This window comes from Halomonas sp. PA16-9 (genome assembly GCF_009728585.1).
GTDB lineage: Bacteria > Pseudomonadota > Gammaproteobacteria > Pseudomonadales > Halomonadaceae > Vreelandella > Vreelandella titanicae.
This window is the reverse complement of sequence record NZ_CP040451.1, coordinates 1,899,085-1,925,384: the sequence shown is the minus strand read 5'-3', so window position 1 is coordinate 1,925,384 and position 26,300 is coordinate 1,899,085. Positions and strand designations below refer to the sequence as shown.

The window sequence follows — 26,300 nt, the reverse complement described above, 5'->3', positions numbered from 1 at the left end:
TCTTTGCCTCACAGGGAGCCCCTAGCAGGAGTGCTATTGCCTTAAGGAGTGGTCATGACATCGAATACTAAGCCGGGCGAGCCCCCGGATGAGCGCCAAAGCAGCCATACCGTCGCGGGTCAAGATGCCCACTCCAGCGGCAAAACTAGCCGCAAGTTACTCGCTATGGTGGCGGGGATTATCGTCCTGGCGGCGCTAATTTGGTGGGGCATGGGCTGGTGGCAAACCGGGCGCTTCATGGAAGAGACCGATAATGCCTACGTGCGCACCGACAGCGTCGCGGTACGCGCCGAGCTATCAGCGCGGGTCGTCGAGGTGGCGGTAGATGATAACCAAACGGTCAAGCAAGGCGATCTGCTGATACGTCTAGACGCCGAGAGCTACCGCGACCAGGTGACCCAGGCCGAGGCCCAGCAGGCAGTGGCCGCAGCCTCAATCGCCCAATCACACCGCCAGGTAGATTTGCAACAGGCGGCTATCGATCAGGCCACGGCTCAGCAGCAGGCGGCCCAGGCTAATCTCGACCAGGCGCGCCAGCATCTGGAGCGCTCCTCGTCGCTTGCCGCCAACAACTATGGCTCCCGTCAGCAGCGCGAAGATGACCAGGCCGCACTGAGTGTCGCCCAGGCAAAGCTTGCCGAAAGCCAAGCAGCGGTTGTCTCGGCCAGGCGGCAGCTAGCCGTGGCCGAGAGCGACGTGACCCGCGCTGAAGCCAATCTGGACGCCGCTAGCGCCGATCTTGACTATGCTCGCCACCAGTTGGATAAGACCCGCATCGTCGCCCCCCGGGACGGCGTGATTGGCAATCTACGCGTTGAGGTCGGCACCTTAGCGCAGCCGTCGCTGACGCTTTTGCAACTGGTACCCATCGAGTCGGCCTACGTGGCAGCCAACTTTAAGGAGACCCAGCTCGAGCGGATTCGCGTCGGCCAGCCAGTCGCGGTGCATTTGGATGCCTACCCGGATATTACCTACGAAGGCATCGTCGACAGCCTGTCGCCAGCCACCGGCACCGAGTTCAGCCTGCTGCCCCAGGACAATGCCACCGGCAATTTCAACAAAATCGTCCAGCGGGTGCCGGTCAAGATCCGCGTCACCGGCCCCACCGAGGCGCTGAGCCAACTGCGCGCCGGGCTATCGGCCGTGCCCGAGATCGATACTCGTCATCTTGAACCACAAAATGACTCCCGCCCTGCCCAGCAGTTGGCAGCGGAGCGGCCCAAGTCATGAGCGAGACGGTCGCCGGCTCGGTGACGGGCGTTAACGACATGCCACCCTGGCCACAGCGCATTGGCTTCATTGCTGCGGTGTTTGGCATGTTCATGGCAATTCTGGATATTCAGATCGTCGCCAGCTCGCTCAACGAAATCCAGGCGGGGCTCTCAGCCAGCGAGGATCAAATCTCCTGGGTGCAGACCGCTTACCTGATCGCCGAGATTGTGATGATCCCGCTGTCGGGCATGCTGATGCGCATTCTCTCCACTCGAGTAGCCTTCACCCTGTCGTGCGTCGGCTTCACCCTGGCGAGCCTGGGCTGCGCGCTGGCCACCTCGATCGAGCAACTGATCGTGCTGCGCGCTATTCAGGGCTTTATGGGCGGAGCGATGATACCCATTACCCAGGCAGTTAGCTTTTCGATCTTTCCCCGCCGGGTGATGGGCAGCGTGCAGGCGGTGATCGGCATGGTTGTCACCATGGCACCCTCGGTGGGTCCCACCGTGGGCGGCTACATCACCGAGACGCTCAGCTGGCACTGGCTGTTCCTGGCCAACGTGATCCCCGGCGTTCTGGTCTGCTGGGCCGCCTGGACATTTCTCGATATCGACAAACCCAACCACGCGGTCGCGCGCCACCTGGACTTGATCGGCCTGGTATTGATCGCGGTGTTTTTGGGCTCGCTAGAGTTTGTGCTTGAAGAAGGGCCCGGCGATGACTGGTTTGCCAGCCAGCGAATCTTGCTGTTCAGCCTGACCTGCCTAGTGGCGGGAGCCTGGTTCTTCATCCGCACCCTGCGCAGCGACCACCCAATCGTCGATCTGCGCGCCTTTACCAACCGCAACTTTGCCATCGGCGCCGGGATGGGCTTTATCATCGGCATCGCGCTCTACGGGCTGGTCTACATCATGCCGCTGTTTTTTGGCTATGTGCGCGGCTATTCGAGCCTGCAAATTGGCCAGGTGATGTTCGTCACCGGGCTGACGATGTTTCTTTGCGCGCCTATTGTCGGTCAGCTGTCCAACCGCCTCGATCTGCGCATTATGCTGTTTATGGGCCTGCTGCTGGTCGGCGTGGGCACCATAATGAACGCCAATCTTACCGTGGAGTCGGGCTTTTGGCAGTTCTGCGTGCCGCAGATCGTGCGCGGCATGGGGCTGATCTTGTGTATCATTCCAGCCTCGCGTATTGCCCTGGGCACCCTGCCGCCGAGCGAGGTAGGCAACGCCAGCGGGCTTTTTAACGTGATGCGCAACCTGGGGGGTGCCATGGGACTGGCGCTGATCGATACGGTGCGCGACATCCGCGAGGACTTTCACTGGAATCAGCTCATTCCTGCTATCGATACTAGCCGCGAGGTCGTGGTAGCGGAGATCGCCAAATACCAAGCGATGCTCGCCGGCTCGGTGCCCGATACCTATCACACCGCCGTCGCCATGCTGGCGCAACGAGTCTCTCAGCAGGCACAAGTGCTGGCCTTTAACGACATCTTTACTTGGATGGGACTGATCTACATTGCCAGCGTACCGCTGGTATTCCTACTGCGGAGGATTTCGGCTTGACGGCTTGCAGCCTGTTAGCAACTAGCCGCTAACAGCTGGGCGTTGAGAATGTAAGCACGTCTTCCAGGCGTGCTTTGCCGAGTGCCAACTGAATCAAGCGATCTATCCCCAGCGCCACACCGGCGCCTTCGGGCATTCCGTGCTCAAGTGCGGCCAGCAGCCGCTCATCCACATCCACTTCCGGTAAGCCCAAACGGCGGCGCTCAGCGTTATCTTCAGCAAAGCGCGTGCGCTGCTCAGCCGCATCGGTCAGCTCATCGTAGCCGTTAGCCAACTCAATACCGTTAAGATAGACCTCAAAGCGGGAAGCCACCCACTCACCATCTGCATCTTGATGGCGTCGCGCCAAGGCTGCTTGGCTAGCCGGATAATCAACTACCACGCTTAGCTCCTGCTGGCCTAACTGCGGCTCGATCACCACGCTCATTAACAGGTCAAGACAGGTCTCGCGGCCTTCATCAGCTAAGGATTGGGCAGACATTTGTGCCCGCTCGGCAGCTATCGCCCTCAGCCTATCCAGAGACGTCGTGAACGGATCAACCTCTACGTAAGTATGAAACAACTCCCGGTAGCGGTAATGCACAGGTGGGCCGGGGAAACTGGGCAACAGTGACATAATGAGCGTCGCAGTCTCATCAATCAGTTGATCCAGCGTAAATTGCGGCCGATACCACTCCAGCATAGTGAACTCAATATTATGGCGGGCGCCGATTTCGCCATCGCGAAAACTTCGCGCAAGCTGAAAGATCGGCCCACTGCCCGCTGCGAGCAAGCGCTTCATATGGAATTCAGGGGAGGTTTGTAGCCATAGACGGCGCTGCCCTTTGTCCGTGCGCGCCAGAGTGTGCAGCGACACCAAATGGATATCCGTGCTTCCCCCCTGCCCCAGCACGGGCGTTTCCACTTCCAGCACGTCACGCTGGGCAAAAAAAGCGCGCACTTTGGCCATTAACCGCGCCCGTTCGCGCAGCGTTTCAAAGGACGCTGAGGGTTGCCAATCAATGGCCATAACGACTCCTTGAAAAAATCACCTTAAATAATAATGGCCACGCACAAAGCGTGGCCATTAAGACATACAAGCGCCCTGGAAAGCGATCAAGCGCGTGAGACGTAGTCCCCACTGCGCGTATCGATTTTCAACACTTCGCCCTGGTTAATGAAGAGCGGCACACGCACCACAGCGCCAGAAGACAACGTCGCAGGCTTAGAACCACCCTGTGCCGTATCGCCTTTCAAACCGGGATCTGTTTCCACGACTTCCAACTCGATAAAGTTAGGCGGCGTCACGGAAATGGCCTTATCATCCCAAAGCGTAATGATATAGGGCACCTGCTCTTTCAGCCACTTGACGGTATCGCCTAGCGCTTTTTTCTCTACCGCATACTGCTCAAACGAGCCATCGGTCTTCATGAAGTGCCACATATCACCATCGGTGTAGAGATACTCCATTTCTAAATCCATGACATCGGCACCTTCCAGCGAGTCACCGGATTTGAAAGTCTTCTCACCTACGCGGCCAGTCATCAAATTCCGCAGTTTAACTCGGTTAAACGCCTGCCCCTTACCGGGCTTGACCAGCTCGTTCTCAACGATTGCACAAGGATCGCCGTCGAGCATTACTTTCAGACCGGCCTTGAATTCGTTGGTAGAATAGTTCGCCATAATGTCTCTCAATCATCCATTTCAGTTATTTGTATCAACAGGTGGTGCGCGAAGCCATACTTTGCCACTGTCAGCAGGTTTATATACCAGTAGCTATATGCCAGCAGCGTTGCAAATGGCGTCGTTAAATAAGTGCGCGCATGATAACCCGAAGGAGGGCTTTTTTGCAGGAGAACATCATTATTGCCGCGTCTGAAACGCAAAGCCATCGCGACTCACTGGCGCATTCCACTTGGCAGCAGCAGCTTTCTCATGCCATTCGTGACCCGCAAACACTATGCGAACGGCTGGGCCTAAGCCACGACTGGTTGGCGGGCGCCAAGGCTGGACATGCACTGTTTGACGTATGTGTGCCTGAAGCGTACCTCAACAGAATAGCCTATGCCGACATAAACGACCCGCTGCTGCGTCAGGTACTGCCGCTTGGCGAGGAAGCACTAACGCCACATGGCTACGTCGTCGATCCGCTTGAAGAAGCCGAACATCGGCCCGCCAAAGGGCTGATCCATAAGTATGCTGGCCGAGTGCTGCTTATCGCCAGCCCCAACTGTGCCATCAACTGCCGCTACTGCTTTCGCCGCCATTTTCCCTATAGCGATAACTCACCCTCCAGAGCGCAGTGGCAGGAAGCGCTGGATTACCTGCGCGCTGACACCACTATTCACGAGGCGATTCTGTCTGGCGGCGATCCGTTGGCCGCCAGCGATCGCCAGTTGGCATGGCTGGTGGAGCAGCTAGAAAGCATCCCGCACCTAAAACGGCTACGCATTCATACCCGCCTGCCGGTGGTGATTCCCGATCGGGTCGATGACGCTCTGCTTGGCTGGCTTTCCTCTACACGCCTGCAAAAGGTGGTGGTGTTGCATATTAACCACGCCAATGAAATCGACCAGGCGGTGGTAGACGCCTGCGCGCGCCTTAAGCAGGCGGGTGCAACACTACTCAACCAGAGTGTACTGCTGCGCAATGTGAACGATAGTGTCACGGCCCTTACCGCACTTTCTGAACGGCTATTCGAAGCAGGTATTCTGCCCTATTACCTGCATGTACTGGATCCTGTGCAAGGCGCTGCGCATTTTGATGTGCCGGACAGCGAAGCACGCGAGCTGGTTGCTCATCTTCGCGATCATTTACCCGGCTTCTTAATGCCACGCCTAGTGCGAGAAATTCCTGGAAGGGGAAGTAAAACGCCGTTGTGACGCATGTTGAAGAAACAGCCGGCACTGAGACGCTTGAATGGCTCAGTGCTGAAGCCTTAAGCCACAAGTTAGTTATACCCTCCGGATAGGCCCAGCATACTGAGCCACCAGCTCATCCGCAGTAAGCAGCAAAAATCCCTCAGCTTCTGCCTGGGCCACCAAAATTCGATCAAAAGGGTCTTTGTGGATGACTGGTAAATGAGCAACGTTAAGTGTATGCAATGAACTGATAGAAAGTTCTAAATAACCGTTATCCAGCAGCCCACGACGCAGCAAGTGCGGGTCAACGTGAAAATCAGGGCATTGCAGACTGTTCTTAATGACCACTTCCCATATGCTGGCAGCGCTAAAATAGAGCCTGTTATCTTCGTCATTAATCATAGCTCGCGCATCAACAGAAAGCCTCTCCGGCGCTGCCGCCGCCCAGAGCAAAACATGCGTGTCCAGAAGTAGATTCACATCAACCTCCAAACATCTCGGCTATTTCCTCCTGTCCCATACGATCAAAATCATTAGGTATCTTAAACTGGTCTGCCAGAAACCCCAGACGCTTTTGCTGTCCAGAAGTAGGGCTATCAATGGCCGTCACGCGTGCCATCGGTTTGCCTGCTTTGGCAATAATAAACCCCTCCCCCTCGGCAGCCCTCGCCACTAGCTGAGACAACCGTGTTTTAGCTTCGTGAATATTGATAGCCTCCATATAAAATCTCCTAAAAATGCGACTTGGTTAGTAAGCTTAGTTTAATAGGTCTAGTTTAGCTGAGACGAACGCTTTTACAATGCCTCCCCTTCATTGAAAAAACAGCGCTGGGTGTTGCTACAGTTAATCAAGACATGTCACCCAGATCGTAAAAATATCGTTTTCTGCTAAAGTTATAGTGCTAACGATTTCTGACGTTGAATTAGCCTCAACGTTGGGCATCTCACTCAGCAGGAGGCCATAGCGTTATGTCACCATCCCTCTCGTCCAGACCGGGCGCTTTCGTCCTCTTAATAGCCTCGCTTGCCGGGCTGGCCATCGCTTTATATGCCTATTTCACACCACTAACCGGCGTCACTGGAACGCTCGGGGCACTGGTCGCCATTGTGGCCTGTCTCGCCCTTGCGGTGATGGCGTTACTTCTCTTTAAAGTCAAAAGGCGTGGTGCTTCCATCGTACTGCGGATACTCATCCTGATCGGGCTTGCCGGTACATTTTTCGCCGGAATGCTGCTGCATCAGTGGTGGATCAGCGCAGCCATGGTAGTCGGTCTGATCGGCTTGATTGTTGATATGGTTCGCGCAACCCATCACGCCCGTCTCACCCACACCTGAGGAGCCGCCCATGCCGACATTAGTATCCACCCCGTTTAAATCGATAACCCCAGGCTTAGGCGCAGTCACCGCCCTGGCGATCTGTTTTACGCCCTTGCCGTTACTGGCTCAGGATCAACCCAGTGAGCAGGAGAATCCCGAGCAGGAAGAAGCGCCCAGTCGCGCTCCCATCCCGCTGGTGCCTGGCGAGCCGACCTGGAACAGCTTCCATGGCCAGCTTAATGCCCAAAAATATAGCCCACTTGATCAAATCAATACTGATAACGTCGGCGAGCTGGAGAAGGTATGGGAAGTGCATACCGGCGATGTCGCGGATGGCTCGGGGGAATTGCCAGCCACCGTTTGGTCAGCGACCCCGGTGTTTGCTAACGATACCCTTTATATTGGTACCCCCTTCTATCGCATACTCGCGTTAGACCCCGGTAGTGGCGAAGAGAAATGGAGTTTCGATACTCAATCCTCTCTGGAAGCGCTAACTCAACCCGCCTTGAAAAACCGTGGTGTGGCCTATTGGGAAGCCGACGATCCGGTAGCAGGCGAGCCCTGTCAGAAAATTATCTATATGGGCACCATGGATGCACAGCTTTTCGCGGTTGATGCCGATAGTGGCGAACAGTGCGCCGACTTTGCCGATAACGGTGTGCTCGACGTCAACCAGTGGAACGACACCAACGACCGCTGGCCGCTTTCGCTACTACAACCCCCTACCGTGGTGGGAGACCACTTGGTACTCGGCTGGGCAGGGATGGACTGGGCCTACGAACAGGCGCCACCCGGCACTGTTTACTCAATTAATGCCCGCACTGGAGAACGTGAATGGACGTTCCAGGCACTTTCCGATGAGATGCGCGATCAAAGCGGCACCGCCAATGTCTGGACACATATGTCCGCCGACGAGGAGCGTGGTTTAGTCTATCTGCCGGTTTCCTCACCCTCGCCGAACTACTGGGGCGGCAATCGCACCGAAGAAGTGCCTCTGGGCACATCCACCACTGCCCTGGATATCGAGACCGGCGAAGTGGTTTGGTCGCGGCAGTTGGTACATCACGATATCTGGGATTACGATATCAATGCCGCACCAACGCTGATGGACATCACAGTAGATGGTGAAGAAATACCGGCACTCATCCAAGCAACCAAAATGGGCTTTCTGTTCGTGGTTAATCGCGAAACAGGCGAAGATTTTTGGCCGATTGAGGAGCGCCCGGTACCCAGCGGCGACGGCAGCGTTGAGGGCGAAGTTTACGCGCCAACCCAGCCTTTCCCGACTAAACCGGAACCGCTGTTAGATCAGTCTGAAAAGCCCAACGTCTGGGCGCTGGCCGACGCGGTTAGCTTCGGAGAGTGTTCCGCATTGTGGGACGATCTTCACTATGAAGGCATGTACACCCCACCGACGACCCAAGGCGAAGGCACCCTTGGCTTTCCCATCAGCGCGGGTGGCGTTCAGTGGGGCGGCGTAGCCTTCGACCCCGAAAGCCAGACAGCGATCGTCAATACCTCGCACATTGTGCAGTACATAAAACTCTATAATCGCGAAGATTATGACAAAGCGGATAGCGGCTCCGGCAACGAAAGCGGCTTCGCCCCTCAAGAAGGCGCCCCCTACGGGATGCGCCTTGAGGTAGCGCTTAACCGGCTAGGCATGCCCTGCTGGGAGCCCCCCTTTGGCGAGCTTGTCGCCCTGGATATGACCAGCGGTGATATCAAATGGCGTCGTCCGGTGGGTGCATCGCAACAGTATGGCTTTTTTATGCCTGAGAGCTGGGGCTCGCCCACCATCGGTGGCCCGGCCGTAACCGCAGGCAATATTATCTTTATTGGCGCTTCCATGGATGCCAAGGTGCGTGCCTACTCCCTTGAGACCGGCGAGGAGCTCTGGTCAGATCAGACCGAAGCCCCCTCCGTCTCGAACCCCGCGGTCTACGAGTACAATGGCCGCCAATATGTCGCCTTTGTTTCCGGTGGCAATACCATCCTGAAAGATCAGGTAGGTGATCAGATCGCGGTCTACGCGCTGCCAGAATAACCCTTAGCGTAGGTGAAATGATAAACGGGGCGGCCTCTGGCCGCCCCGTTTACGTTAACAGCTACTCTCTCTCACTGCTTCAGCCAAGATCACGGGTCTGAGGCTTAGTACGCCTGGATAACTGATTGTTTGCCGCCCTAAAGCATACCCGCATCAGCGGCACCAGCAGCCACAGTATAGGCGTGAGTAACCAGCGGTAGATAAAGCGCGCAATGAAGAGTACTGGCAGTAGCACGATGAGCCAGATAAGAAACTGACCGAGCCAAACCGGCCAGCCAAGCAAGGAAGAGAGATTGGCGCCAAGTGCGCTTACTAAGCTTGGGTGGCGAACCACCACATAAGCGGTACCCGCCACAGCGGCAACTTTGGCCATGCGAGGCAACGCCGCAAAACGCCCACCACCACTCATTAACGCGCCTTGGCGCAAACCAGCACGAGCGCCCTGTGCTTCTACGTTGCCCACTCGGGCAGCACGAGCGGCCTTGCCTGCCCGCAGCACCTTCACGGTGCTGGCCATCACCAGTAGATCGACACCGGCCCAGCCTAGATCAGCGGCGCCAATGTCGTCGCCCCGCCGCCACTGGCTTTCCAAATCGCGTAAACCACTGGTGAAGAAATCGCCCAGGCCCGCAACCAGACGCTCACCCTGTAGCCACTCCACGTCGCTTTGTTCACTAACCACAAACTGGTTGAGCAGCGCGTGGCCATTGGCATCCAGCAGCGCAATACCCATCTGCCCGCGGCGGTAAGGGGTGAACGCTGAATCCGCTTCTCCCTCCTCATCGCTCCACCAGCGGCTGAATTGCTGATAACGCTCACCGACCCAGTACTGCGCCTTTAGCGTGGTCACATCGTGGCTGCGAAAGTAGCTAATGGGAAGTACGGCATCAGCCCCATAGCGCACCAGTACTCGCTGAAAATTGGGCAGTAAGCCGTACTCCACTAATACATCGCGGGCCATATCACCGTGGCGCAAAATCGCCAAAGAGGCGCTCATCCACAGCGCCTGATCGTCAGCATAACTGAGAAACAGCGCATTGAGCTCCGCTGTTTCCTGCTGAAGCGACGCCTCTAGCGAGGGCAATGCCCGCTGAGCTTCCAATCTTACCAGTTTGGACTCAAACGGCTCATGAGAGGCCAATGTTGATGCTAGCCCGGCGATCACTATCGCGGTTACTACCATTATCTGCCAGGGCCGCATTGCAATCCACCTCACTCAACTGGTAACCGCAGGATTACCCCAACGTCTCTGCCGTCACGTTGGCCGCCGCAGGCTGGGTAGAATGGTGGCGATTGATCGCGCTCAATACCCCCTTCATCGACGCGCTGGTAATGCTTTCATCGTTGCCTACACCGAATACCGCTTTGCCGTCGATACGCACTTCCACATAAGCGATCGCCTCAGCGTCAGCGCCCTGCCCGCGGGAGTGCTCGTGGTAGTCGATAATCTCTACATCGTGCCCTGCGGCTGCCAGTGCTTTAACAAAGGCCGCTAACGGACCGTTGCCCTCGCCCTTTAACGTTTGCCGTGTGCCGCTCTCCTCAATCACGGCGTCCAGCGTGACTTTGGGGCTGTCAGGTTCAGACGACAAACGGTGGTTAACTAATGCAAAGGGCACTCGCTGCTCTAAATACTCATCCGAGAACGCCTGATAGATCATCTGCGAGGTGATCTCACGCCCGGTGCGCTCTGCCACTTCCTGAACGACCTGACTAAACTCGATGGAAAGCCGGCGCGGTAGCTCAATACCGTGTTCCTGCTCAAGCAGGTAGGAAACACCGCCTTTACCCGATTGGCTGTTAACCCGAATCACCGCTTCGTAGCTACGGCCCACGTCCAGCGGATCGATAGGCAAATAAGGCACATCCCAAACGGCATCAGGATTCGCGCGACGATCTGCCATGCCTTTTTTGATCGCATCCTGATGAGAGCCGGAGAAGGCGGTAAACACCAAATCGCCCACGTAGGGGTGGCGCGGATGCACCGGCAGTTGGTTGCAGTACTCCACTTCGCGCATGATGGGCGTGATATTGGAAAAATCGAGCTGGGGGTTAACGCCCTGGGTATACATATTCATCGCCAGGGTGACGATATCAACGTTGCCGGTGCGCTCGCCGTTCCCAAACAGCGTGCCCTCAACGCGATCAGCCCCGGCCATCAACGTCAGCTCTGCCGCCGCTACGCCGGTACCGCGGTCGTTATGGGGGTGAACGCTGACAATCAAGTGGTCGCGGTTTTTGATGTGGCGACAGAACCACTCGATCTGGTCGGCGTAGTTGTTGGGTGTGGCGACTTCTACCGTGGCCGGCAGGTTCACGATCATGGGCTTATCGGCGCGGGTGCCGTAAGCGTCCATGACCGCTTCGACGATCTCAACGGCAAAGTCCATCTCGGTGGTAGTGAAGAGCTCCGGCGAGTACTGGAACGTCCAGTTGGTTTCTGGTGCGGCGTCCATCTGCGCGCGAATCTGCTGGGTTGCTTCGACGGCGATTTGCACGCATTCAGCTTTATCGACATTGAACACCACCCGGCGAAACATGGGATCGGTAGCGTTATAGACGTGGACGATAGCGTTTTTGGCGCCTTGTAGCGCTTCAAAGGTGCGTTCAATCAAGTGCGGACGTGCCTGGGTTAGCACTTGAATGGTCACATCCTCAGGAATTTTATCCTGCTCAATCAGCGAGCGAACGAAATCGAAGTCGGTTTGGGAGGCTGACGGAAAGCCCACTTCTATCTGTTTAAAACCAACACTAAGCAGCATGTCGAATAAGCGCTGTTTGCGCTCCTGATCCATGGGGTCGATCAGCGACTGGTTGCCGTCGCGCAGGTCAACGCTGCACCAGATAGGCGCCGTCTCGATACGCTTGCTCGGCCACTGGCGGTCGGGCAGATCAACGGCCACAAAGGGGCGGTACTTTTTGGCAGGATCAGTCAACATCATGGCGGCTCTCCTAAAATCAGTCAGTTGTGGGCTTGTCGCTGTGCTTACCGCCCGCGTCATTCTGGTGTGTTGGGGCTGTCGAGTATGCTTGAGAGAGCGCTGACTCCATACGGTCAAGCTGCGCTTTCAGCCCGCGAACATCATTGCGCAGCGACTGCAGCTCGGCCTCTTCGCCTTCGCCGTTGTCCAGCGCCATTTGCGCGCTCTCTTTCTGCATCACGTCCAGCACAATACCAATCATCATATTGAGAAAGATAAAGGCGTTCAAAAAGATAAAGGTGAGAAAATAGATCCAAGCGTAGGGGTAGACCTCCATGGCCGGATACAGCACAGCGGTGGCCCAGCTCTCAAAGGTCGCCACCTGAAATAGCGTTAGCATGGCCAGGGAAATATTGCCCCACAGCCCCTCGTCTACATTGTGAAACAGAAAGCTCCCAATGGCAGCGTATATATAAAAGATGATAAACATCAGCAGTACCACATAGCCCATCCGTGGCACCGACTTCACCAGGGCGCTAAGGAGCATCTGAAGTTCAGGAATCATCGACACCAGGCGCAGTACCCGGAAAATGCGCAGCAGCCTGGCCAGTAGCACCATTTCCGAGTCATCCATGGGGATGAGACTGGCAGTCACAATCAGGAAGTCAAAAACGTTCCAGCCTTTTTTGAAGAAGTCGAGCAGGCTGCGCTCCGCGGCCATTCTGATTAAAATCTCAATCAGGAAAAATATCGTTACCGCGATATCGAGATAGAGCAGCCACTGCTCAACCTGAGTGGTTTCGTCGTAGGTTTTTGCCCCTATCACCAGGGCGGAAATGACGATAATGGCGATCACCATCGCTTCAAAAAACTTGTTTGACCGTAGCTTTTCAAAACGGGCCTGCCAGTTAGTAAAGGACTCACTCATGTAACAAAAAATCTCTCAACGGTTAATTCGCACACTTTATACTAAAATTACACACCTGCTACACAAGTGATATCCTGTTGTTTCACTTGATGTATCCTACGCCACCAGAACGCCTCTTTAGACGCCCTGTTGGTACTCTTTTGACTTTTTTTACTTTAGCCGCTGGATGATCCCCATGACACTGCTTTGGATAGCCTTATTGCCTCTGCTAGGCGTACTGGTGCCGGCACTCACCGCACGGCGCGGGCGCGGTTTCTGTTCCCTTGCAACGGCGGTGCTGCCCGCTACCGCCCTAGTAATGACGCTACTCAACGTGCCAGCTCTTTTAGATGGCGAACAGCTACGTTTTTCGGTCACCTGGATGCCGGAACTGGCACTGAACTTGGCGTTCCGCCTGGATGGGCTATCGCTGCTGTTCAACCTATTGATATTCGGCATCGGTCTGCTGATTATTCTTTATGCTCACTACTATTTAGCCAAAGACGAACCCTATGGCCGATTCTACGCCTTCCTGATGCTTTTTATGGCGTCAATGGTGGGTATTTCAATGTCGGACAACCTGATTCTGCTATGGCTCTTCTGGGAGCTAACCAGCCTCTCTTCGTTTTTGCTGATCGGTTACTGGTCGCACCAGTCGGATGCCCGTAAAGGCGCACGCATGGCGCTAACAGTCACCGGCGCGGGCGGCCTTGCGCTATTGGCGGGCTTACTGCTGTTGGGCGATATGGCGGGCAGCTTCAATATGGGCGATGTACTGGCTAGCGGCGAAGTGATTCTGGCGGATTCCCGCTACCCGCTTATGCTGGGTTTGGTACTGCTGGGGGCGTTTACCAAATCAGCACAGTTCCCGTTCCACTTTTGGTTGCCCCACGCCATGGCGGCACCCACGCCAGTATCAGCCTATCTGCACTCGGCCACCATGGTTAAAGCGGGCATTTTTCTGATGGCACGACTGCACCCAGCCATCGCGGGTAGCGAGCTGTGGAGCGTGGTGGTCTCCCTAGTGGGCATCGTGACGATGCTATATGGCGCTTGGTTTGCACTGATGAAGACCGACCTAAAGGGTATTCTGGCGTTCTCCACCGTTAGCCATTTAGGCTTGATTACCGTGCTGTTGGGTATCGGCAGCCCCATGGCGATTTTAGCTGCCCTGTTTCACATTCTGAATCACGCCACCTTTAAAGCCGCACTGTTTATGAGTGCCGGTATTATCGATCACGAGACCGGCACCCGGGAGCTGAAACAGTTGGGCGGGCTGAAAAAAGCCATGCCAGTGACGGCACTCTTGACCACGCTAGCGGCTGCCTCAATGGCGGGCGTACCGCTATTTAATGGTTTCTTATCCAAAGAGATGTTCTTCACCGAAGCGCTAGCGACGCCCGTGTTAGGCGGCCTTAGTTGGCTATTGCCCGCGCTGGCAACACTGGGCGGTATCCTCTCTGTGGCTTACTCGCTGCGTTTGGTGCACGCCGTTTTCTTCAAACCGGCCCGTGAAGCACCACCGAAATCGCCCCACGAGCCGCCGCACCTTATGCGTTTGCCGGTAGAAATATTGGTAGCCCTGTGCGTGGTAGTGGGCCTGTTCCCGGCTTTTATGGCAACGGGATTATTAGAGCTCGCCAGCCAAGCGGTGATTGGTAGCCCACTGGATTTCCACCTGGCTATTTGGCACGGCGTGAATCTACCGCTCATCATGAGTTTGCTCGCCTTCGTGGTGGGTATTGCACTCTATTGGCGCTATGGCGAGGTGCGTCGATTTACCCAGCAGTTTGCCGGGGTCGATGCCCGGCGGGTGTTTGAGCGCATGCTTGTCTCCATGGGCTATCGCGCCGAGCAGCTTATTGCCAAGCTTGAAGGCAATTCGCTACAGCGTTATGTGGGCTGGCTCTGGCTAGGCGCATTAGTCATGGGTGGGATCGGCCTGGTTCAGATCACTGACTTAACGGGTGCTGCTGGCAATCAAGAGCTGGATGGTATCCTCATACTCGGGGCGGGGATGCTGATGTTTGGCGGCGTGGCCACCGCTGCCACTCACCGCTACCGGCTGATCTCTCTGCTGATGCTATCGGTCGTCGGGCTCTTTGTGGCGCTCACCTTTGCTCGTTTCTCAGCACCCGATTTAGCGCTGACACAGCTTTCGGTGGAAGTGGTGACCATGATCCTGTTGATGCTGGCGCTATTTTTCTTGCCCCAAAAGACCCCGCGCGAATCCAGCCCACTGCGCAACGTTCGCGATATGTTGCTGGCAGGCACGCTAGGCTTGGTGATTGCCAGCCTTAACTACGCGGTCATGACCCGCGAGACGCTGTCGATTTCCAGTTTCTTTGTGGAAAACAGCAAGCCCGGTGGTGGCGGCTACAATGTGGTCAACGTGATTCTGGTCGACTTCCGGGGATTCGACACCTTGGGTGAAATCACCGTACTCGCCATCGCAGGCCTGGCGATCTTTAAGCTGCTGAACCGCTTACGCCTGTTTATGCCGCACAGTGACGGCGAAGGCCGGGTATGGTCACCTGACCGCTACCCAGCGGTACTCACGTCAATTTCAATGACGCTGCTGCCACTAGCGCTGTTGGTATCTGCATTTATCTTCCTGCGCGGCCATAACCAGCCAGGGGGTGGCTTTATCGCCGGGTTGATTACTGCGGTAGCCTTGATCCTGCTGTACATGGCCCGGGGTGTGGCGTGGGCGCAAGAACGTTTGGACTTCCCTTTCCAACCGGTAGCCGTCATTGGGGTGGCGATAGCCACTCTAACCGGGCTGGGTAGCTGGCTATTTGGTCACCCGTTCTTAACATCCGCATTTGGCTATTTCAGCCTACCACTCATCGGTACCTTTGAACTGGCCACCGCGCTGCTCTTTGATCTGGGTGTCTACTTAGCGGTGGTGGGCGCTACGCTGATGATTCTTGCCAACCTTGGTAAGGTCACCACCGCTCACCGCCCGGTGACCGAAGCAAGCGAACAGGATGCTGATGCCAACGCCGCCACCTCTGCCAAGGAGCCTCGTTAATGGAACTGCTTTATGCGATGACCACCGGTGTATTGACTGCTTCTGGCCTCTATCTAACGTTACGCGGCCGTACTTTCCCGGTCGTGGTGGGCCTTACGCTGCTCTCTTACGCAGTGAATTTGTTCCTGTTTTCGATGGGGGGATTAACCACTGATGGCGCTGCCATTGTCTCCGAGGGTGCAGGTTTCGCCGACCCGTTGCCCCAGGCACTAGTGCTCACGGCCATAGTGATTGGCTTTGCGATGACGGCGTTTGTGGTGATCCTGGCCATGCGGGCGCGGAGTGAAGTGGGGAACGACCACGTCGACGGTAAAAAGGAAGACCGAGAATGATGCAGCATCTAATTGTTTTCCCTGTCGTTCTGCCGCTAGTCGCGGGCATATTGCTGCTCTATCAGCGCCAAGGATTAGTGCGTTACAAGCGCACGGTGAGTGTTGTGGCCACGGTGCTACTGCTGCTGGTTGCGATAGGCCTATTACGCCAAGCCGCCAGTGGGGAGATCACCTACTACGCGCTGGGTGACTGGCAAGCCCCGTTCGGCATCGTGTTAGTGCTGGATCGCCTCTCGGCGTTAATGCTGCTGCTGACTGCCGTATTGGCCGTTGGCGCAGTGGTGTTTGCCTGCGCTGGTGACGATGAAAAAGGCAGCAACTTCCACGGCCTTTTTCAGTGGCAACTGCTGGGCATTAACGGTGCTTTTTTAACCGGTGATTTGTTTAACCTGTTTGTCTTTTTTGAAGTTCTGCTGCTGGCGTCCTACGCCCTGCTGCTTCACGGCGGCGGTAAAGCGCGCATTCAAGCCAGCGTCCACTACGTGGTGCTCAACCTGGCGGGGTCTTCGCTGTTTCTGATTGCAGTGGGGATTCTGTATGGCGCAACAGGCACGCTCAATATGGCCGATATGGCGATCCGGGTAGCCGAACTACCCGAAGAGCGTGACGGCTTAGTGAGCGCTGGGGCACTGATGCTGCTGGTCGTGTTTGGGTTAAAAGCCGCCATTCTGCCGCTCTACTTCTGGCTGCCCAAAGCTTACGCCTCGGCCCCCGCGCCAGTGGCGGCGCTGTTTGCCATCATGACCAAAGTGGGTATTTACGCCATTCTGCGCGTCTACTCGCTCATTTTTGGCGATAGCGCTGGCGGTTTGGAGGCGCTGGAACAGCCCTGGGTGTGGTGGCTATCGCTCGCTACCCTGGCTGCCGCAGGCGTTGGGGTAATGGCCGCAAGGGACTTACGACTGCTGGTTGCTTATTTAGTGCTGGTGTCAGTGGGCACGCTGCTGGCCGGTATCGGTATGCGCTCGCCACAGGCGGTCTCTGCGCTTCTCTACTATCTGATCCACACTACGTTGATCACCGGTGGTCTGTTCCTGCTAGCGGAAATGATTGGCCTACAGCGTGGCAAAGCGGGTACTCGCATAGTCAAGGGCCGCCCTATGGTGCAGGGCGCAGCACTCGCCATGTTGTTTTTCGTCGGCGCTATCGCCGTCGCAGGCATCCCGCCGTTCTCCGGCGCTTTCGGCAAAGCATTGATGCTCAATGCTGCCGAAGGCACCCAGCGACTATGGCTATGGCCGCTGCTGCTGCTAACCAGTTTAGCCTCGCTGATCGCCCTCTCCCGGGCTGGCTCTACGCTGTTTTGGCGTAGCCACCGGGGCACGATCAGCGGTACGCCGCTTTCCCGTTGCCAGTGGTTTGGGGTTATTTGGCTGCTGAGTGCAGCCCCTCTATTAGTCGCCATGGCCGGGCCAGTGAGCAGCTACACTCAAGCCACGGCTGAGCAATTAGCCACCCCCCAGGTGCTGATTCGCACGCTACTACCTGATGCTGGAGATGCCCAATGATTGCTCCGCGCTCCTGGCTACCCACGCCTGTTTTATCGATACTACTGCTCGTCGTTTGGCTGCTGCTGGTACGCAGCTACGCCTTTGGTCAATTCGTACTCGGTGGCTCGTTAGCCATTTTGATCCCACTGCTGACCCACCGCTTTTGGGATGCGCGACCGCTTATCGCCAAACCATTCGCGCTTTTGCGGTTTATTTTCCGGGTGCTGGGCGACATTATCATCGCCAACTTTGAAGTGGCTTACTTGATCGCCAACCCGTGGCGCAAGCTTAAGCCTCACTTTATTGAATACCCACTCATGCTCGAAGAGCGCTTCACCATTACGCTGCTGGCCAGCACGATCAGCCTGACACCGGGCACCGTATCGGCCAATCTACGCATGGATGGCAAGTCGCTGCTGATTCACGCCTTAAACGTGGACGATGAGGAGGCGCTGATTAACCAGATTCGTGAGCGCTATGAACGCCCGCTCAAGGAGATTTACGAATGCTGAGCATTGCGCTTTATATCACCTTAGCCCTGGTGGTGATGGCACTGTTGATGAATCTCTACCGGCTTACCATCGGCCCCAGCCTGCCCGACCGGGTACTCGCCCTGGACACTATGTACGTCAACTCGATTGCACTGATCGTGCTGCTGGGACTATGGCTGAACAGCAAAACCTATTTCGAGTCGGCGCTGCTGATCGCGATGTTAGGTTTCATCAGTACCGTTGCGGTGTGCAAATATATTCTGCGCGGAGATATTATCGAATGAGTACCGTGATCGTCGCCTCCATAAAGAGGCAGCCGCTATGCCAGAAAGGCTCATGCCAGGGGGCGTTATGTCAGGAGTAATAGAGGCGGTTATTTCGCTGCTGCTGGTTGCTGGCGGCATCTTTGTGTTTATTGGTTCGCTAGGGATGGCCCACTTGCGTGACTTTTATATGCGCCTGCATGGCCCGACCAAGGCCACCACTCTGGGTATCGGCTGTATGCTGATCGCTTCGATGATGTATTTCTGGAGCGTGGATGGCAAACCCGATATTCAGGAAATGTTGATTACGCTCTTCCTGTTCATTACCGCCCCCGTTAGCGCCCACTTGCTGGCCAAGTCCGGCTTGCACCTGCGTTTAAAGCACGCTGATAAAACCCAGGGTAAGCCAGTAGAGCTGCGTCCGGAAGAAGTCGGCGATAAACCGGTACCCCACCCGGATAAAGGCCATGGCTGAAAGCTAAGCAACCTCGCTTTTGTCATTGCGAGCGAAGCGCGGCAATCTTGGGTTGAACTGCGCCTGCGCAGGTTGAGATTGCCGCGTCGCAGGCTCCTCGCAATGACACTTTGCGCGACTGTGCCAAAGCAGAATTTACGGGGTTAAATCCTGCTGGTGATAGCCCAGTAGATAGAGCACGCCATCAAGGCCCGAGGTTGAAATCGCCTGGCGCGCCTGGGCACGCACCAGGGGCTTGGCCCGAAACGCAATCCCCATACCCGCTTTGGCAAGCATTTTCAGATCATTGGCGCCATCCCCTACCGCAATCGTTTGACCCAGGGTAAAACCTTCACGCTGAGCAATGGACTCTAATAGTTCGGCTTTGCGCTCGGCATCGACGATCGGTTCACTTACTTCGCCGGTTACCTTGCCATTTTCGATGATCAGTTCATTGGCATGGATCTCGTCAAAGCCCAGCTTCTCCTGTAAGTGGCGAGCAAAGTAGGTGAAGCCGCCGGAGAGGATGGCGGTGCGAAAACCTAAGTGCTTCAGGTTAACCATTAAGCGCTCTACGCCTTCCATTAGCGGCAATTCCTCAGCGATCTCCGCCAGCACGGACTCATCCAAACCTTCAAGTTTGCTCATCCGCTCACGAAAGCTCGCTTTGAAATCCAACTCGCCGCGCATGGCACGCTCGGTGACTTCTGCGACTTCATCACCCACGCCATGGCGGCGGGCCAGTTCGTCAATCACTTCAGCTTTGATCAGCGTGGAGTCCATATCGAAACACACCAAACGGGGCTGAACGTGATCGCGAGTATTCGCTTGGACAACAATATCGACACTCAGGGTTTCGCTCAGTACCAATGCCGCATTGCGGACAGCTTCAATATCCACCTCACCTACCAGACGGTACTCAATACAGTCGATGCACTTATTCTGCTGTAACGAGCCGTCGGCAAGGCGCTGGGTGCTCTTTTCTTGTAGGCCAAACTGCACGATCAGTGCATCTACCTGGGATTGAATATCTGCGGTTAAACGTGCCGCTAAAACGGTTAGGATCAAGTCACCGCCTGCCATCACTTAGCTCCTGCCATTATTTACTCTCCTGCCTCTAAACGGTCGACTTTCTGGAAGCCACGGGGCAACTTGCTACCGCGGCGGCCACGCTCACCGCGATAATAAGCTAAATCGTCGGCTTTTAGGGTTAGCTTGCGCTTACCAGCATGAATCATTAACGCCTCACTGGCAGCAAGCACCACAATGCCGGTAACAAACTCCTCCCGGCGGGCGGCGCGTGGGCCAGGGATATCGAGCATCTTATTGCCTTTGCCTTTGGACATTTCTGGTAGTTGATCCAAGGGAAACAGCAACAGCCGACCTTCGTTTGAAACCGAGGCAACCCACAGCTCATCGCCCTCTGGCACTTCAACCGGCGCCATCACATTGCAGCCTTTGGGCAGGCTAAGCACCGCTTTGCCGGCTTTGTTTTTACCGGTAAGTGTATCGAGCCGTGCCACAAAGCCATAACCGCCGTCAGTGGCGAGCACGAAGCGCCGCTCCGGCGGTGCGAACATCAGTCCCGCCATTTTCGCCCCAGCGGCAACGTTCGCGCGACCGGTGACCGGTTCCCCCTGCCCCCGCGCACTGGGAAGATTGTGAGCAGACAGCGTATAGGCACGCCCGGTGTCATCCAGCAGCACCAGCGGCTGATTGGTTTTACCTTTCGCCGCCAGTTGGAAGCTATCCCCGGCTTTATAGGAGAGCCCCTCGGGGTCGATATCGTGCCCCTTGGCCGCACGAATCCAGCCTTTATCGGAGAGCACCACGGTAATCGGGTCAGCGCCCAGCAGCTCCACTTCAGACAGCGCCTTGGACTCTTCGCGCTCGACCAGCGGTGAGCGACGCTCATCGCCATGCTCTTTACCTGCTGCACGGATCTCTTTTTCAATCAGCGTAGTGAGCTTGGCTTCGTTGCCCAGCAGCCCCTCTAGATATTTGCGCTCTTTTTCCAGCTCATCCTGCTCGCCGCGAATTTTCATTTCTTCGAGCTTGGCAAGGTGACGCAGGCGTAACTCTAAAATGGCTTCGGCTTGGCGCTCAGAGAGACTAAACGTTGCTATCAGCGAGGCTTTAGGGTCGTCCTCCTCGCGAATAATGCGGATCACTTCGTCCAGATCAAGGTAGGCAATTAGCAAGCCTTCCAGGATATGCAGCCGGTCTTCGACTTTGCCTAAGCGGTGCTCTAAACGACGACGCACCGTGCTGCGCCGGAACTGCAGCCACTCACCCAGCATTTCGGGCAGCGGCATCACCCGTGGGCGGCCGTCCAGGCCGATCACGTTCATGTTCACCCGCACGTTCTTTTCCAGGTCGGTGGTGGCGAATAGGTGCGCCATCAACGACTCTACGTCAATGCGGTTGGAGCGTGGTTCGATGACCAGGCGAGTCGGCTCTTCGTGGGTCGACTCATCGCGCAGGTCAGCCACCATGGGCAGCTTTTTGGCCTGCATTTGCGCGGCAATCTGCTCCAATACTTTGGCACCGCTGACCTGATAGGGTACGGCGGTGATAACAATATTGGCTTCTTCGCGGATGTAGCGGGCACGCAGCTTGACCGAGCCACGCCCGGATTCGTAGAGCTTCCGAAGATCCGCGGGCGGGGTAATAATTTCTGCATCGGTGGGGAAATCGGGCGCGGGCACGAATTCCATTAAATCAGCGGTGGTCGCCTTGGGGTTGCGCAACAGATGACAGGTGGCTTCGACCACTTCCGAGACATTATGGGGAGGAATATCGGTGGCCATGCCAACCGCAATCCCTGTGCCACCATTGAGCAGCACATGGGGTAACTTGGCCGGCAGTACCAGCGGCTCTTGCATGGTGCCGTCAAAGTTGGGCGCCCAATCGACGGTGCCTTGGCCTAGCTCGCCCAGCAGCACTTCGGCGAACTTGGAAAGCTTGGCTTCGGTGTAGCGCATGGCGGCGAAGGATTTGGGGTCATCGGGGCTACCCCAGTTGCCTTGGCCGTCTACCAGCGGGTAGCGGTAGCTAAATGGTTGCGCCATCAACACCATGGCTTCGTAGCAGGCGCTATCCCCATGGGGGTGGAATTTACCCAGCACGTCACCGACGGTACGCGCCGACTTTTTGTACTTGGCGTTGGCGTGCAGCGCCAGCTCACGCATGGCGTAAATTATCCGCCGCTGCACGGGTTTCATGCCGTCGCCAATATTGGGCAAGGCGCGGTCGAGAATGACGTACATCGAGTAGTCGAGGTACGCTTTTTCGGTGTAGTCGCGCAGGGAGAGACGCTCGACGTCTCCTTCCGCTACTTGAATATCCATGTCGATCATATCCTACCTTGACAACAAAACCGCCCCTGTTGGGGCGGCTGATAAGCGGACACGCGGCCACTTAACATGGCTCGCTATGTTAATTGATACCTTTCGTTTGATGCATTGGATAGCGCTGCCGTAGATGACGCTTCTTGAGAACTACCGTGAAACTCGTCTAACAGCCCTTTTAAGCGCTGAGCCTGTAATGACAGCTCATTGGCAGCACTCGCCGCTTCGCTAACCAACCCGGCATTTTGCTGCGTCACCGTATCCATTTGCGTGACCGCCCGGTTGATCTCATCAATACCGTTGGTCTGCTCGCCAGACGCTTGGCTGATTTCGCTAATACGTGCAGTAACCTCTTCAATCGCCACCACGATATCTTTCATGGCGGATTCAGCTGCTTGAGCATAGCCACTACCGGTGGCAATCTGCTCTGAGGTGGTTTTAATCAGCCCATTAATGTTTCTGGCAGAAGCAGCGCTACGCGACGCCAGCTCACGTACTTCGCTGGCCACTACGGCAAAGCCACGCCCATGTTCACCGGCTCGCGCCGCCTCTACAGAGGCATTTAACGCTAAAATATTGGTTTGGAAGGCAATGTTTTCAATCACATCGACTATCGAAGAGACCTCAGTAGAGCTTGCGTTGATAGCCTCCATGGATTGCGCCAGCCGTGATACCTGCTCTCCACCTTGTTTCACTTTTTCTGCTGACTCTTTCGCTCGCTGATCCGCCTCTTGAGCGTTGTCAGCATTGCGCTTCACCGTAGCGGCCATCTCTTCCATCGTAGAAGAAGTCTCTTGCAGAGAAGCCGCTTGCTGCTCAGTGCGGCTAGAAAGCTCGGTATTGCCCGCGGCAATTTCCGTCGATTCACTGGCAATGGCATCCGCTACGCCACGCACATCACCAAACAGGCGCTGCAACTTCTCCGCGTAGCGATTCACAGCACCGCGTAGCTCGCCGATTTCATCATCGCGATAAATGGTCAGTTCACGACTGGAACCGCCCTGGCCCAGTTGATCAATCTGCCCAGTAGTGCTGCGAATCTGACGTAACAAGATACGCCCACCCCACCAGCCTAGCGCGAGCAGCAGCGCCAACAGCGGTAAAATAAACATCAATAAATCACGCGTTAAGGTGCGCGCCAAGGCTGTTACCTGTTCGCTAGGCGTTACCAAGCCGAGTGTCCAGCCAGTGTCTGGCATATCAAACAAACGCACTGCCGCAGGCTCGTCCAATACGCCCGCACTTTCTACATTGGCCTCATCACGGCCAGCCTCAACGGCCTCTACAACGGGCTGAAGCCAAGGCATATCCCCCACTAAATCGCCCAGGCCGCGCATTTCATCCGACGCCTGCTCAACGCCCGGTAGGTCAATCACGTTGTGATCTTTATCCAGTACAAAGGCATAGCCGCCCGTTCCACCACCATTTTCGGCGAGAAACTCAGCAACACCGTTTAACTGCATATCAATGGTGGCCACACCGGCAAAGTCATTATTGAGGTAATAAGGCACACTACAGGTCACCATCGCGACACCGGTCGCCGGATCGCGATAAGCAGCAGACCAAACACACTGCCCAGGGGTCGCATCACGAGCACTGCTGTACCATGCCTCATCATGATAGGCGGCAATATCGCTTGCGTTATAGTCATCCAAAAATTCCAGCTCGCCCTGGGCATTGCGTGCCCAGAAAAAGCTAAAGCGCTCGACACCCGAGGAAAAGGCGCCGGGCTCCGGCCAAATACCGCCGCCCGCCACCGTTGCATTGCCGTTGTCATCAACGACATTAGGCAAGGCTTCAAGGTAAATGGCTTCTTCACGCGGCAGCGATTCGGCCAAAGCCGCCAAGCTCGATGTATTGCCTTCGACCCGGGCTAATTGACCATTGAGCGCATTTACAATCGAGCCCCCCGTACGCTCTATCAATGACTGGCTCGCATCGATAACCAACGGCTGACCTCGCCACGCCATTACGCCGTAAATGCTGGCCGCCATCAGAAGCATGAGTACGAATGCAGACAGCGTTAACTGTCGAGATATCGTGTTAAACAAAAGCCTTCCCCTTATATATGAATGTACGTTTATTACGTCTTTTTAGTATGTAAGCTCTACATCCAACTATCGGCTAAAGTACGCGTTACTGTAACAACGGCTTGTTAACGCTTGTCTGCTTTTACCTACACTTCGATATCGGCAAGATTGCCGTAATCTTCCAGCCATTTTTTGCGATCACCGGCACGCTTCTTGGCCAGCAGCATATCCATCATTTCCATGGTGCCGTCGCCGACGGTCAACGTCAGTTGCACAAGGCGACGGGTTTCCGTCGACATGGTGGTTTCACGTAGCTGTAGCGGGCTCATCTCACCCAGACCTTTAAAGCGCTGCACATTAGGTGTGCCACGCTTATTGGCCAGTTGCTTGAGAATGGCGGCTTTTTCGCTCTCATCCAGGGCGTAGTGCACTTCTTTACCCAGATCGATACGGTAAAGCGGTGGCATGGCGACATACACATGGCCTGCGTCTACCAGGCTCGGAAAATGGCGCACAAACAGCGCGCACAGTAGCGTGGCAATGTGCAAGCCATCGGAGTCGGCATCGGCGAGAATACAGATCTTGTGATAGCGCAGCTTTTCCAGATCAGCGCTGCCGGGGTCAGCGCCAATGGCGACGGCGATATCGTGCACCTCCTGGGAGCCGTAGATATCGTGGGTTTCCACTTCCCAGGTATTCAGGATCTTACCGCGCAGGGGCAGTATCGCTTGGGTCTCGCGGTTACGCGCCTGCTTGGCACTGCCGCCAGCGGAGTCCCCTTCGACCAAAAACAGCTCACTCTGGGCAGGGTCTTGGCCGGAGCAGTCCGCTAGCTTACCGGGCAAGGCCGGGCCGGACGTGACCTTTTTACGGGCGACTTTTTTGGCTTTTTTCTGGCGATTTTGCGCCGCGCTAATGACCAGCTCGGCAATCGCTTCGGCTTGATCCACGTGGTGGTTCAGCCATAGCGAGAAAGCGTCTTTAACGACGCCGGAAACAAAACCGGCAATTGTGCGCGATGAGAGCCGCTCTTTGGTTTGCCCGGCAAACTGCGGGTCGAGCATCTTCACTGAGAGCACAAAGGAGGTGCGCTCCCAGAGGTCATCGGCGGTGAGTTTGATGCCGCGGGGCAACAGGCTGCGGTATTCGCAGAACTCACGCAGCGCGTCCAGCAGCCCAGAACGAAAACCGTTTACATGGGTACCGCCCTGGGGGGTGGGAATCAGGTTAACGTAGCTCTCCAGCAGCGCTTCGCCGCCTTCTGGTAGCCATTGAATCGCCCAATCGACACCGTGCTCGTCGTCATTGAAGTGGCCTACAAAAGGCTCCTTGGGCAGTACTTCATAACCATCGGTGGCTTCAACTAAGTAGTCGCGCAAACCATCGGCGAACTCCCACTCGGTGGAGGTGCCGTCAGGTTCTACCAGCGTGACTTTTAAGCCGGGACACAACACCGCTTTGGCACGCAGCAGGTGTTTCAGCCGGGTTAGCGCTAATTTGGGGCTATCGAAGTAGCTCTCATCCGGCCAGAAACGCACCAAAGTGCCACTTGCCCGCTTGGGGGCTTTGCCAATTTCATGCAGCTCTTCGACTTTCTCACCGAACTCGAAGGCCATGGCATGGCGTGCCCCATCCCGGGTAACTTCGACGTCTAGCCGGCGCGATAGCGCATTAACCACCGAGACCCCTACCCCGTGTAGGCCGCCCGAAAAACGGTAACTAGTGGAGGAGAATTTGCCACCCGAGTGCAATTTGGTAAATATCAGTTCAACGCCTGAAACACCGTGCTCAGGGTGTAGGTCGATGGGCATACCACGGCCGTTATCCTGCACTTCAATCCCGCCGTCGCTATGCAGCACGACGTTAATCATGGTGGCGTGGCCCGCTAGCGCTTCATCGACGCTGTTATCAATAACTTCCTGAGCAAGGTGGTTGGGGCGTGTGGTGTCGGTATACATACCGGGACGCTTACGTACCGGCTCGAGGCCCGACAGGACTTCGATGGAACTCGCGCCGTACTGAGAGGCATCAAACTGGGTCATGTAAC

The 26,300-nt window shown here is 56.1% G+C and carries 22 protein-coding genes; 11 read left to right on the top strand and 11 right to left on the bottom strand.

Annotated features, from left to right (window positions below):
- Positions 1 to 54 precede the first annotated feature (54 nt).
- Together FDY98_RS08835 and FDY98_RS08830 are read left to right on the top strand one after the other, a co-directional pair.
- Positions 55 to 1,230 (top strand): HlyD family secretion protein, encoded by a 1,176-nt coding sequence (locus FDY98_RS08835; protein ID WP_051430615.1) that lies wholly within the window; start codon positions 55 to 57, stop codon positions 1,228 to 1,230.
- Entirely contained in the window at positions 1,227 to 2,777 is a 1,551-nt protein-coding gene (locus FDY98_RS08830) for a DHA2 family efflux MFS transporter permease subunit (RefSeq protein ID WP_009287747.1), read from the top strand. Before FDY98_RS08835 ends, FDY98_RS08830 begins: the two co-directional genes overlap by 4 nt.
- A 28-nt stretch (positions 2,778 to 2,805) precedes the next feature.
- On the opposite strand, the gene epmA is transcribed toward FDY98_RS08830, so the two are convergent.
- Entirely contained in the window at positions 2,806 to 3,786 is a 981-nt protein-coding gene (gene epmA, locus FDY98_RS08825) for an EF-P lysine aminoacylase EpmA (protein WP_009287746.1), read from the bottom strand.
- An 86-nt stretch (positions 3,787 to 3,872) separates the two neighbouring features.
- Positions 3,873 to 4,439, bottom strand: coding sequence for an elongation factor P (efp, locus tag FDY98_RS08820; RefSeq protein WP_027959052.1), 567 nt, complete (start codon positions 4,437 to 4,439; stop codon positions 3,873 to 3,875).
- Positions 4,440 to 4,603: 164 nt separating this feature from the next.
- Between efp and epmB the strand changes: the two genes are divergently transcribed.
- Positions 4,604 to 5,638: an EF-P beta-lysylation protein EpmB gene (gene epmB, locus FDY98_RS08815; RefSeq protein ID WP_027959051.1), complete on the top strand. Its 1,035-nt coding sequence runs from the start codon at positions 4,604 to 4,606 to the stop codon at positions 5,636 to 5,638.
- A gap of 72 nt (positions 5,639 to 5,710) precedes the next feature.
- Here epmB and FDY98_RS08810 read toward each other — a convergent pair whose 3' ends face one another.
- Together FDY98_RS08810 and FDY98_RS08805 are read right to left on the bottom strand one after the other, a co-directional pair.
- The gene (locus FDY98_RS08810; protein ID WP_027959050.1) at positions 5,711 to 6,097 is read right to left on the bottom strand and encodes a type II toxin-antitoxin system VapC family toxin; all 387 of its coding nucleotides are present in this window, start codon (positions 6,095 to 6,097) and stop codon (positions 5,711 to 5,713) included.
- 1 nt (position 6,098) lies between these two features.
- Positions 6,099 to 6,338, bottom strand: a complete 240-nt coding sequence (locus tag FDY98_RS08805; RefSeq protein ID WP_027959049.1) for a type II toxin-antitoxin system Phd/YefM family antitoxin — start codon at positions 6,336 to 6,338, stop codon at positions 6,099 to 6,101.
- Positions 6,339 to 6,586: 248 nt separating this feature from the next.
- Here FDY98_RS08805 and FDY98_RS08800 point away from each other — a divergent pair, with 248 nt between their 5' ends.
- Both FDY98_RS08800 and FDY98_RS08795 read left to right on the top strand, forming a co-directional pair.
- Positions 6,587 to 6,952, top strand: coding sequence for a hypothetical protein (locus FDY98_RS08800; protein ID WP_027959048.1), 366 nt, complete (start codon positions 6,587 to 6,589; stop codon positions 6,950 to 6,952).
- Between the two features lie 10 nt (positions 6,953 to 6,962).
- On the top strand, positions 6,963 to 8,981 hold the full coding sequence (locus tag FDY98_RS08795) for a pyrroloquinoline quinone-dependent dehydrogenase (RefSeq protein ID WP_051430614.1): 2,019 nt from the start codon (positions 6,963 to 6,965) through the stop codon (positions 8,979 to 8,981).
- Positions 8,982 to 9,060: 79 nt separating this feature from the next.
- Here the strand turns inward: FDY98_RS08795 and FDY98_RS08790 are convergent, their stop codons facing one another.
- The 3 genes from FDY98_RS08790 to FDY98_RS08780 are packed head-to-tail and all read right to left on the bottom strand — an operon-like array spanning position 9,061 to position 12,830.
- A complete protein-coding gene (locus FDY98_RS08790) occupies positions 9,061 to 10,182 on the bottom strand; it encodes a hypothetical protein (protein WP_035539139.1) in 1,122 nt (373 codons plus the stop codon).
- 34 nt (positions 10,183 to 10,216) lie between these two features.
- Entirely contained in the window at positions 10,217 to 11,923 is a 1,707-nt protein-coding gene (leuA, locus tag FDY98_RS08785; protein ID WP_027959045.1) for a 2-isopropylmalate synthase, read from the bottom strand.
- 16 nt (positions 11,924 to 11,939) lie between these two features.
- Positions 11,940 to 12,830: an ion transporter gene (locus FDY98_RS08780; RefSeq protein ID WP_035539138.1), complete on the bottom strand. Its 891-nt coding sequence runs from the start codon at positions 12,828 to 12,830 to the stop codon at positions 11,940 to 11,942.
- Positions 12,831 to 13,005: 175 nt separating this feature from the next.
- Here FDY98_RS08780 and FDY98_RS08775 point away from each other — a divergent pair, with 175 nt between their 5' ends.
- The 6 genes from FDY98_RS08775 (at position 13,006) to FDY98_RS08750 (ending at position 18,894) form a co-directional block, all read left to right on the top strand.
- Positions 13,006 to 15,843 carry a monovalent cation/H+ antiporter subunit A gene (locus tag FDY98_RS08775; RefSeq protein ID WP_027959044.1) on the top strand — a complete coding sequence of 946 codons (2,838 nt, stop codon included), beginning with the start codon at positions 13,006 to 13,008 and terminating at the stop codon, positions 15,841 to 15,843.
- Positions 15,843 to 16,175 (top strand): Na+/H+ antiporter subunit C, encoded by a 333-nt coding sequence (locus tag FDY98_RS08770; protein ID WP_022523997.1) that lies wholly within the window; start codon positions 15,843 to 15,845, stop codon positions 16,173 to 16,175. Before FDY98_RS08775 ends, FDY98_RS08770 begins: the two co-directional genes overlap by 1 nt.
- Positions 16,172 to 17,683 carry a monovalent cation/H+ antiporter subunit D gene (locus FDY98_RS08765; protein ID WP_009287741.1) on the top strand — a complete coding sequence of 504 codons (1,512 nt, stop codon included), beginning with the start codon at positions 16,172 to 16,174 and terminating at the stop codon, positions 17,681 to 17,683. The genes FDY98_RS08770 and FDY98_RS08765 overlap by 4 nt, the downstream gene beginning before the upstream one ends.
- Positions 17,680 to 18,177, top strand: coding sequence for a Na+/H+ antiporter subunit E (locus FDY98_RS08760; RefSeq protein WP_009287740.1), 498 nt, complete (start codon positions 17,680 to 17,682; stop codon positions 18,175 to 18,177). Before FDY98_RS08765 ends, FDY98_RS08760 begins: the two co-directional genes overlap by 4 nt.
- The gene (locus FDY98_RS08755) at positions 18,171 to 18,440 is read left to right on the top strand and encodes a K+/H+ antiporter subunit F (RefSeq protein WP_008958594.1); all 270 of its coding nucleotides are present in this window, start codon (positions 18,171 to 18,173) and stop codon (positions 18,438 to 18,440) included. Before FDY98_RS08760 ends, FDY98_RS08755 begins: the two co-directional genes overlap by 7 nt.
- Before the next feature lie 67 nt (positions 18,441 to 18,507).
- Positions 18,508 to 18,894: a Na+/H+ antiporter subunit G gene (locus FDY98_RS08750; RefSeq protein WP_027959043.1), complete on the top strand. Its 387-nt coding sequence runs from the start codon at positions 18,508 to 18,510 to the stop codon at positions 18,892 to 18,894.
- Between the two features lie 135 nt (positions 18,895 to 19,029).
- Here the strand turns inward: FDY98_RS08750 and serB are convergent, their stop codons facing one another.
- From serB to parE, 4 genes are all read right to left on the bottom strand, one after another.
- Positions 19,030 to 19,956 carry a phosphoserine phosphatase SerB gene (gene serB / locus FDY98_RS08745; protein WP_027959042.1) on the bottom strand — a complete coding sequence of 309 codons (927 nt, stop codon included), beginning with the start codon at positions 19,954 to 19,956 and terminating at the stop codon, positions 19,030 to 19,032.
- Positions 19,957 to 19,976: 20 nt separating this feature from the next.
- Positions 19,977 to 22,232: a DNA topoisomerase IV subunit A gene (gene parC / locus FDY98_RS08740; RefSeq protein ID WP_231500662.1), complete on the bottom strand. Its 2,256-nt coding sequence runs from the start codon at positions 22,230 to 22,232 to the stop codon at positions 19,977 to 19,979.
- Between the two features lie 74 nt (positions 22,233 to 22,306).
- A complete protein-coding gene (locus FDY98_RS08735) occupies positions 22,307 to 24,274 on the bottom strand; it encodes a methyl-accepting chemotaxis protein (RefSeq protein WP_009287736.1) in 1,968 nt (655 codons plus the stop codon).
- Positions 24,275 to 24,399: 125 nt separating this feature from the next.
- On the bottom strand, positions 24,400 to 26,295 hold the full coding sequence (parE, locus tag FDY98_RS08730; RefSeq protein ID WP_027959040.1) for a DNA topoisomerase IV subunit B: 1,896 nt from the start codon (positions 26,293 to 26,295) through the stop codon (positions 24,400 to 24,402).
- Between the last annotated feature and the right edge of the window lie 5 nt (positions 26,296 to 26,300).

Bases quoted from the DNA above. Each gene is read 5' to 3' on its own strand.
- serB (WP_027959042.1), bottom strand. From the start codon at position 19,956: ATGGCAGGCGGTGACTTGATCCTAACCGTTTTAGCGGCACGTTTAACC.
- epmA (WP_009287746.1), bottom strand. From the start codon at position 3,786: ATGGCCATTGATTGGCAACCCTCAGCGTCCTTTGAAACGCTGCGCGAA.
- parE (WP_027959040.1), bottom strand. From the start codon at position 26,295: ATGACCCAGTTTGATGCCTCTCAGTACGGCGCGAGTTCCATCGAAGTC.
- FDY98_RS08760 (WP_009287740.1), top strand. From the start codon at position 17,680: ATGATTGCTCCGCGCTCCTGGCTACCCACGCCTGTTTTATCGATACTA.
- efp (WP_027959052.1), bottom strand. From the start codon at position 4,439: ATGGCGAACTATTCTACCAACGAATTCAAGGCCGGTCTGAAAGTAATG.
- parC (WP_231500662.1), bottom strand. From the start codon at position 22,232: ATGATCGACATGGATATTCAAGTAGCGGAAGGAGACGTCGAGCGTCTC.
- FDY98_RS08780 (WP_035539138.1), bottom strand. From the start codon at position 12,830: ATGAGTGAGTCCTTTACTAACTGGCAGGCCCGTTTTGAAAAGCTACGG.
- FDY98_RS08750 (WP_027959043.1), top strand. From the start codon at position 18,508: ATGTCAGGAGTAATAGAGGCGGTTATTTCGCTGCTGCTGGTTGCTGGC.
- FDY98_RS08795 (WP_051430614.1), top strand. From the start codon at position 6,963: ATGCCGACATTAGTATCCACCCCGTTTAAATCGATAACCCCAGGCTTA.
- FDY98_RS08770 (WP_022523997.1), top strand. From the start codon at position 15,843: ATGGAACTGCTTTATGCGATGACCACCGGTGTATTGACTGCTTCTGGC.
- FDY98_RS08800 (WP_027959048.1), top strand. From the start codon at position 6,587: ATGTCACCATCCCTCTCGTCCAGACCGGGCGCTTTCGTCCTCTTAATA.
- FDY98_RS08830 (WP_009287747.1), top strand. From the start codon at position 1,227: ATGAGCGAGACGGTCGCCGGCTCGGTGACGGGCGTTAACGACATGCCA.
- FDY98_RS08790 (WP_035539139.1), bottom strand. From the start codon at position 10,182: ATGCGGCCCTGGCAGATAATGGTAGTAACCGCGATAGTGATCGCCGGG.
- FDY98_RS08765 (WP_009287741.1), top strand. From the start codon at position 16,172: ATGATGCAGCATCTAATTGTTTTCCCTGTCGTTCTGCCGCTAGTCGCG.
- leuA (WP_027959045.1), bottom strand. From the start codon at position 11,923: ATGATGTTGACTGATCCTGCCAAAAAGTACCGCCCCTTTGTGGCCGTT.
- FDY98_RS08835 (WP_051430615.1), top strand. From the start codon at position 55: ATGACATCGAATACTAAGCCGGGCGAGCCCCCGGATGAGCGCCAAAGC.
- FDY98_RS08805 (WP_027959049.1), bottom strand. From the start codon at position 6,338: ATGGAGGCTATCAATATTCACGAAGCTAAAACACGGTTGTCTCAGCTA.
- FDY98_RS08775 (WP_027959044.1), top strand. From the start codon at position 13,006: ATGACACTGCTTTGGATAGCCTTATTGCCTCTGCTAGGCGTACTGGTG.
- FDY98_RS08755 (WP_008958594.1), top strand. From the start codon at position 18,171: ATGCTGAGCATTGCGCTTTATATCACCTTAGCCCTGGTGGTGATGGCA.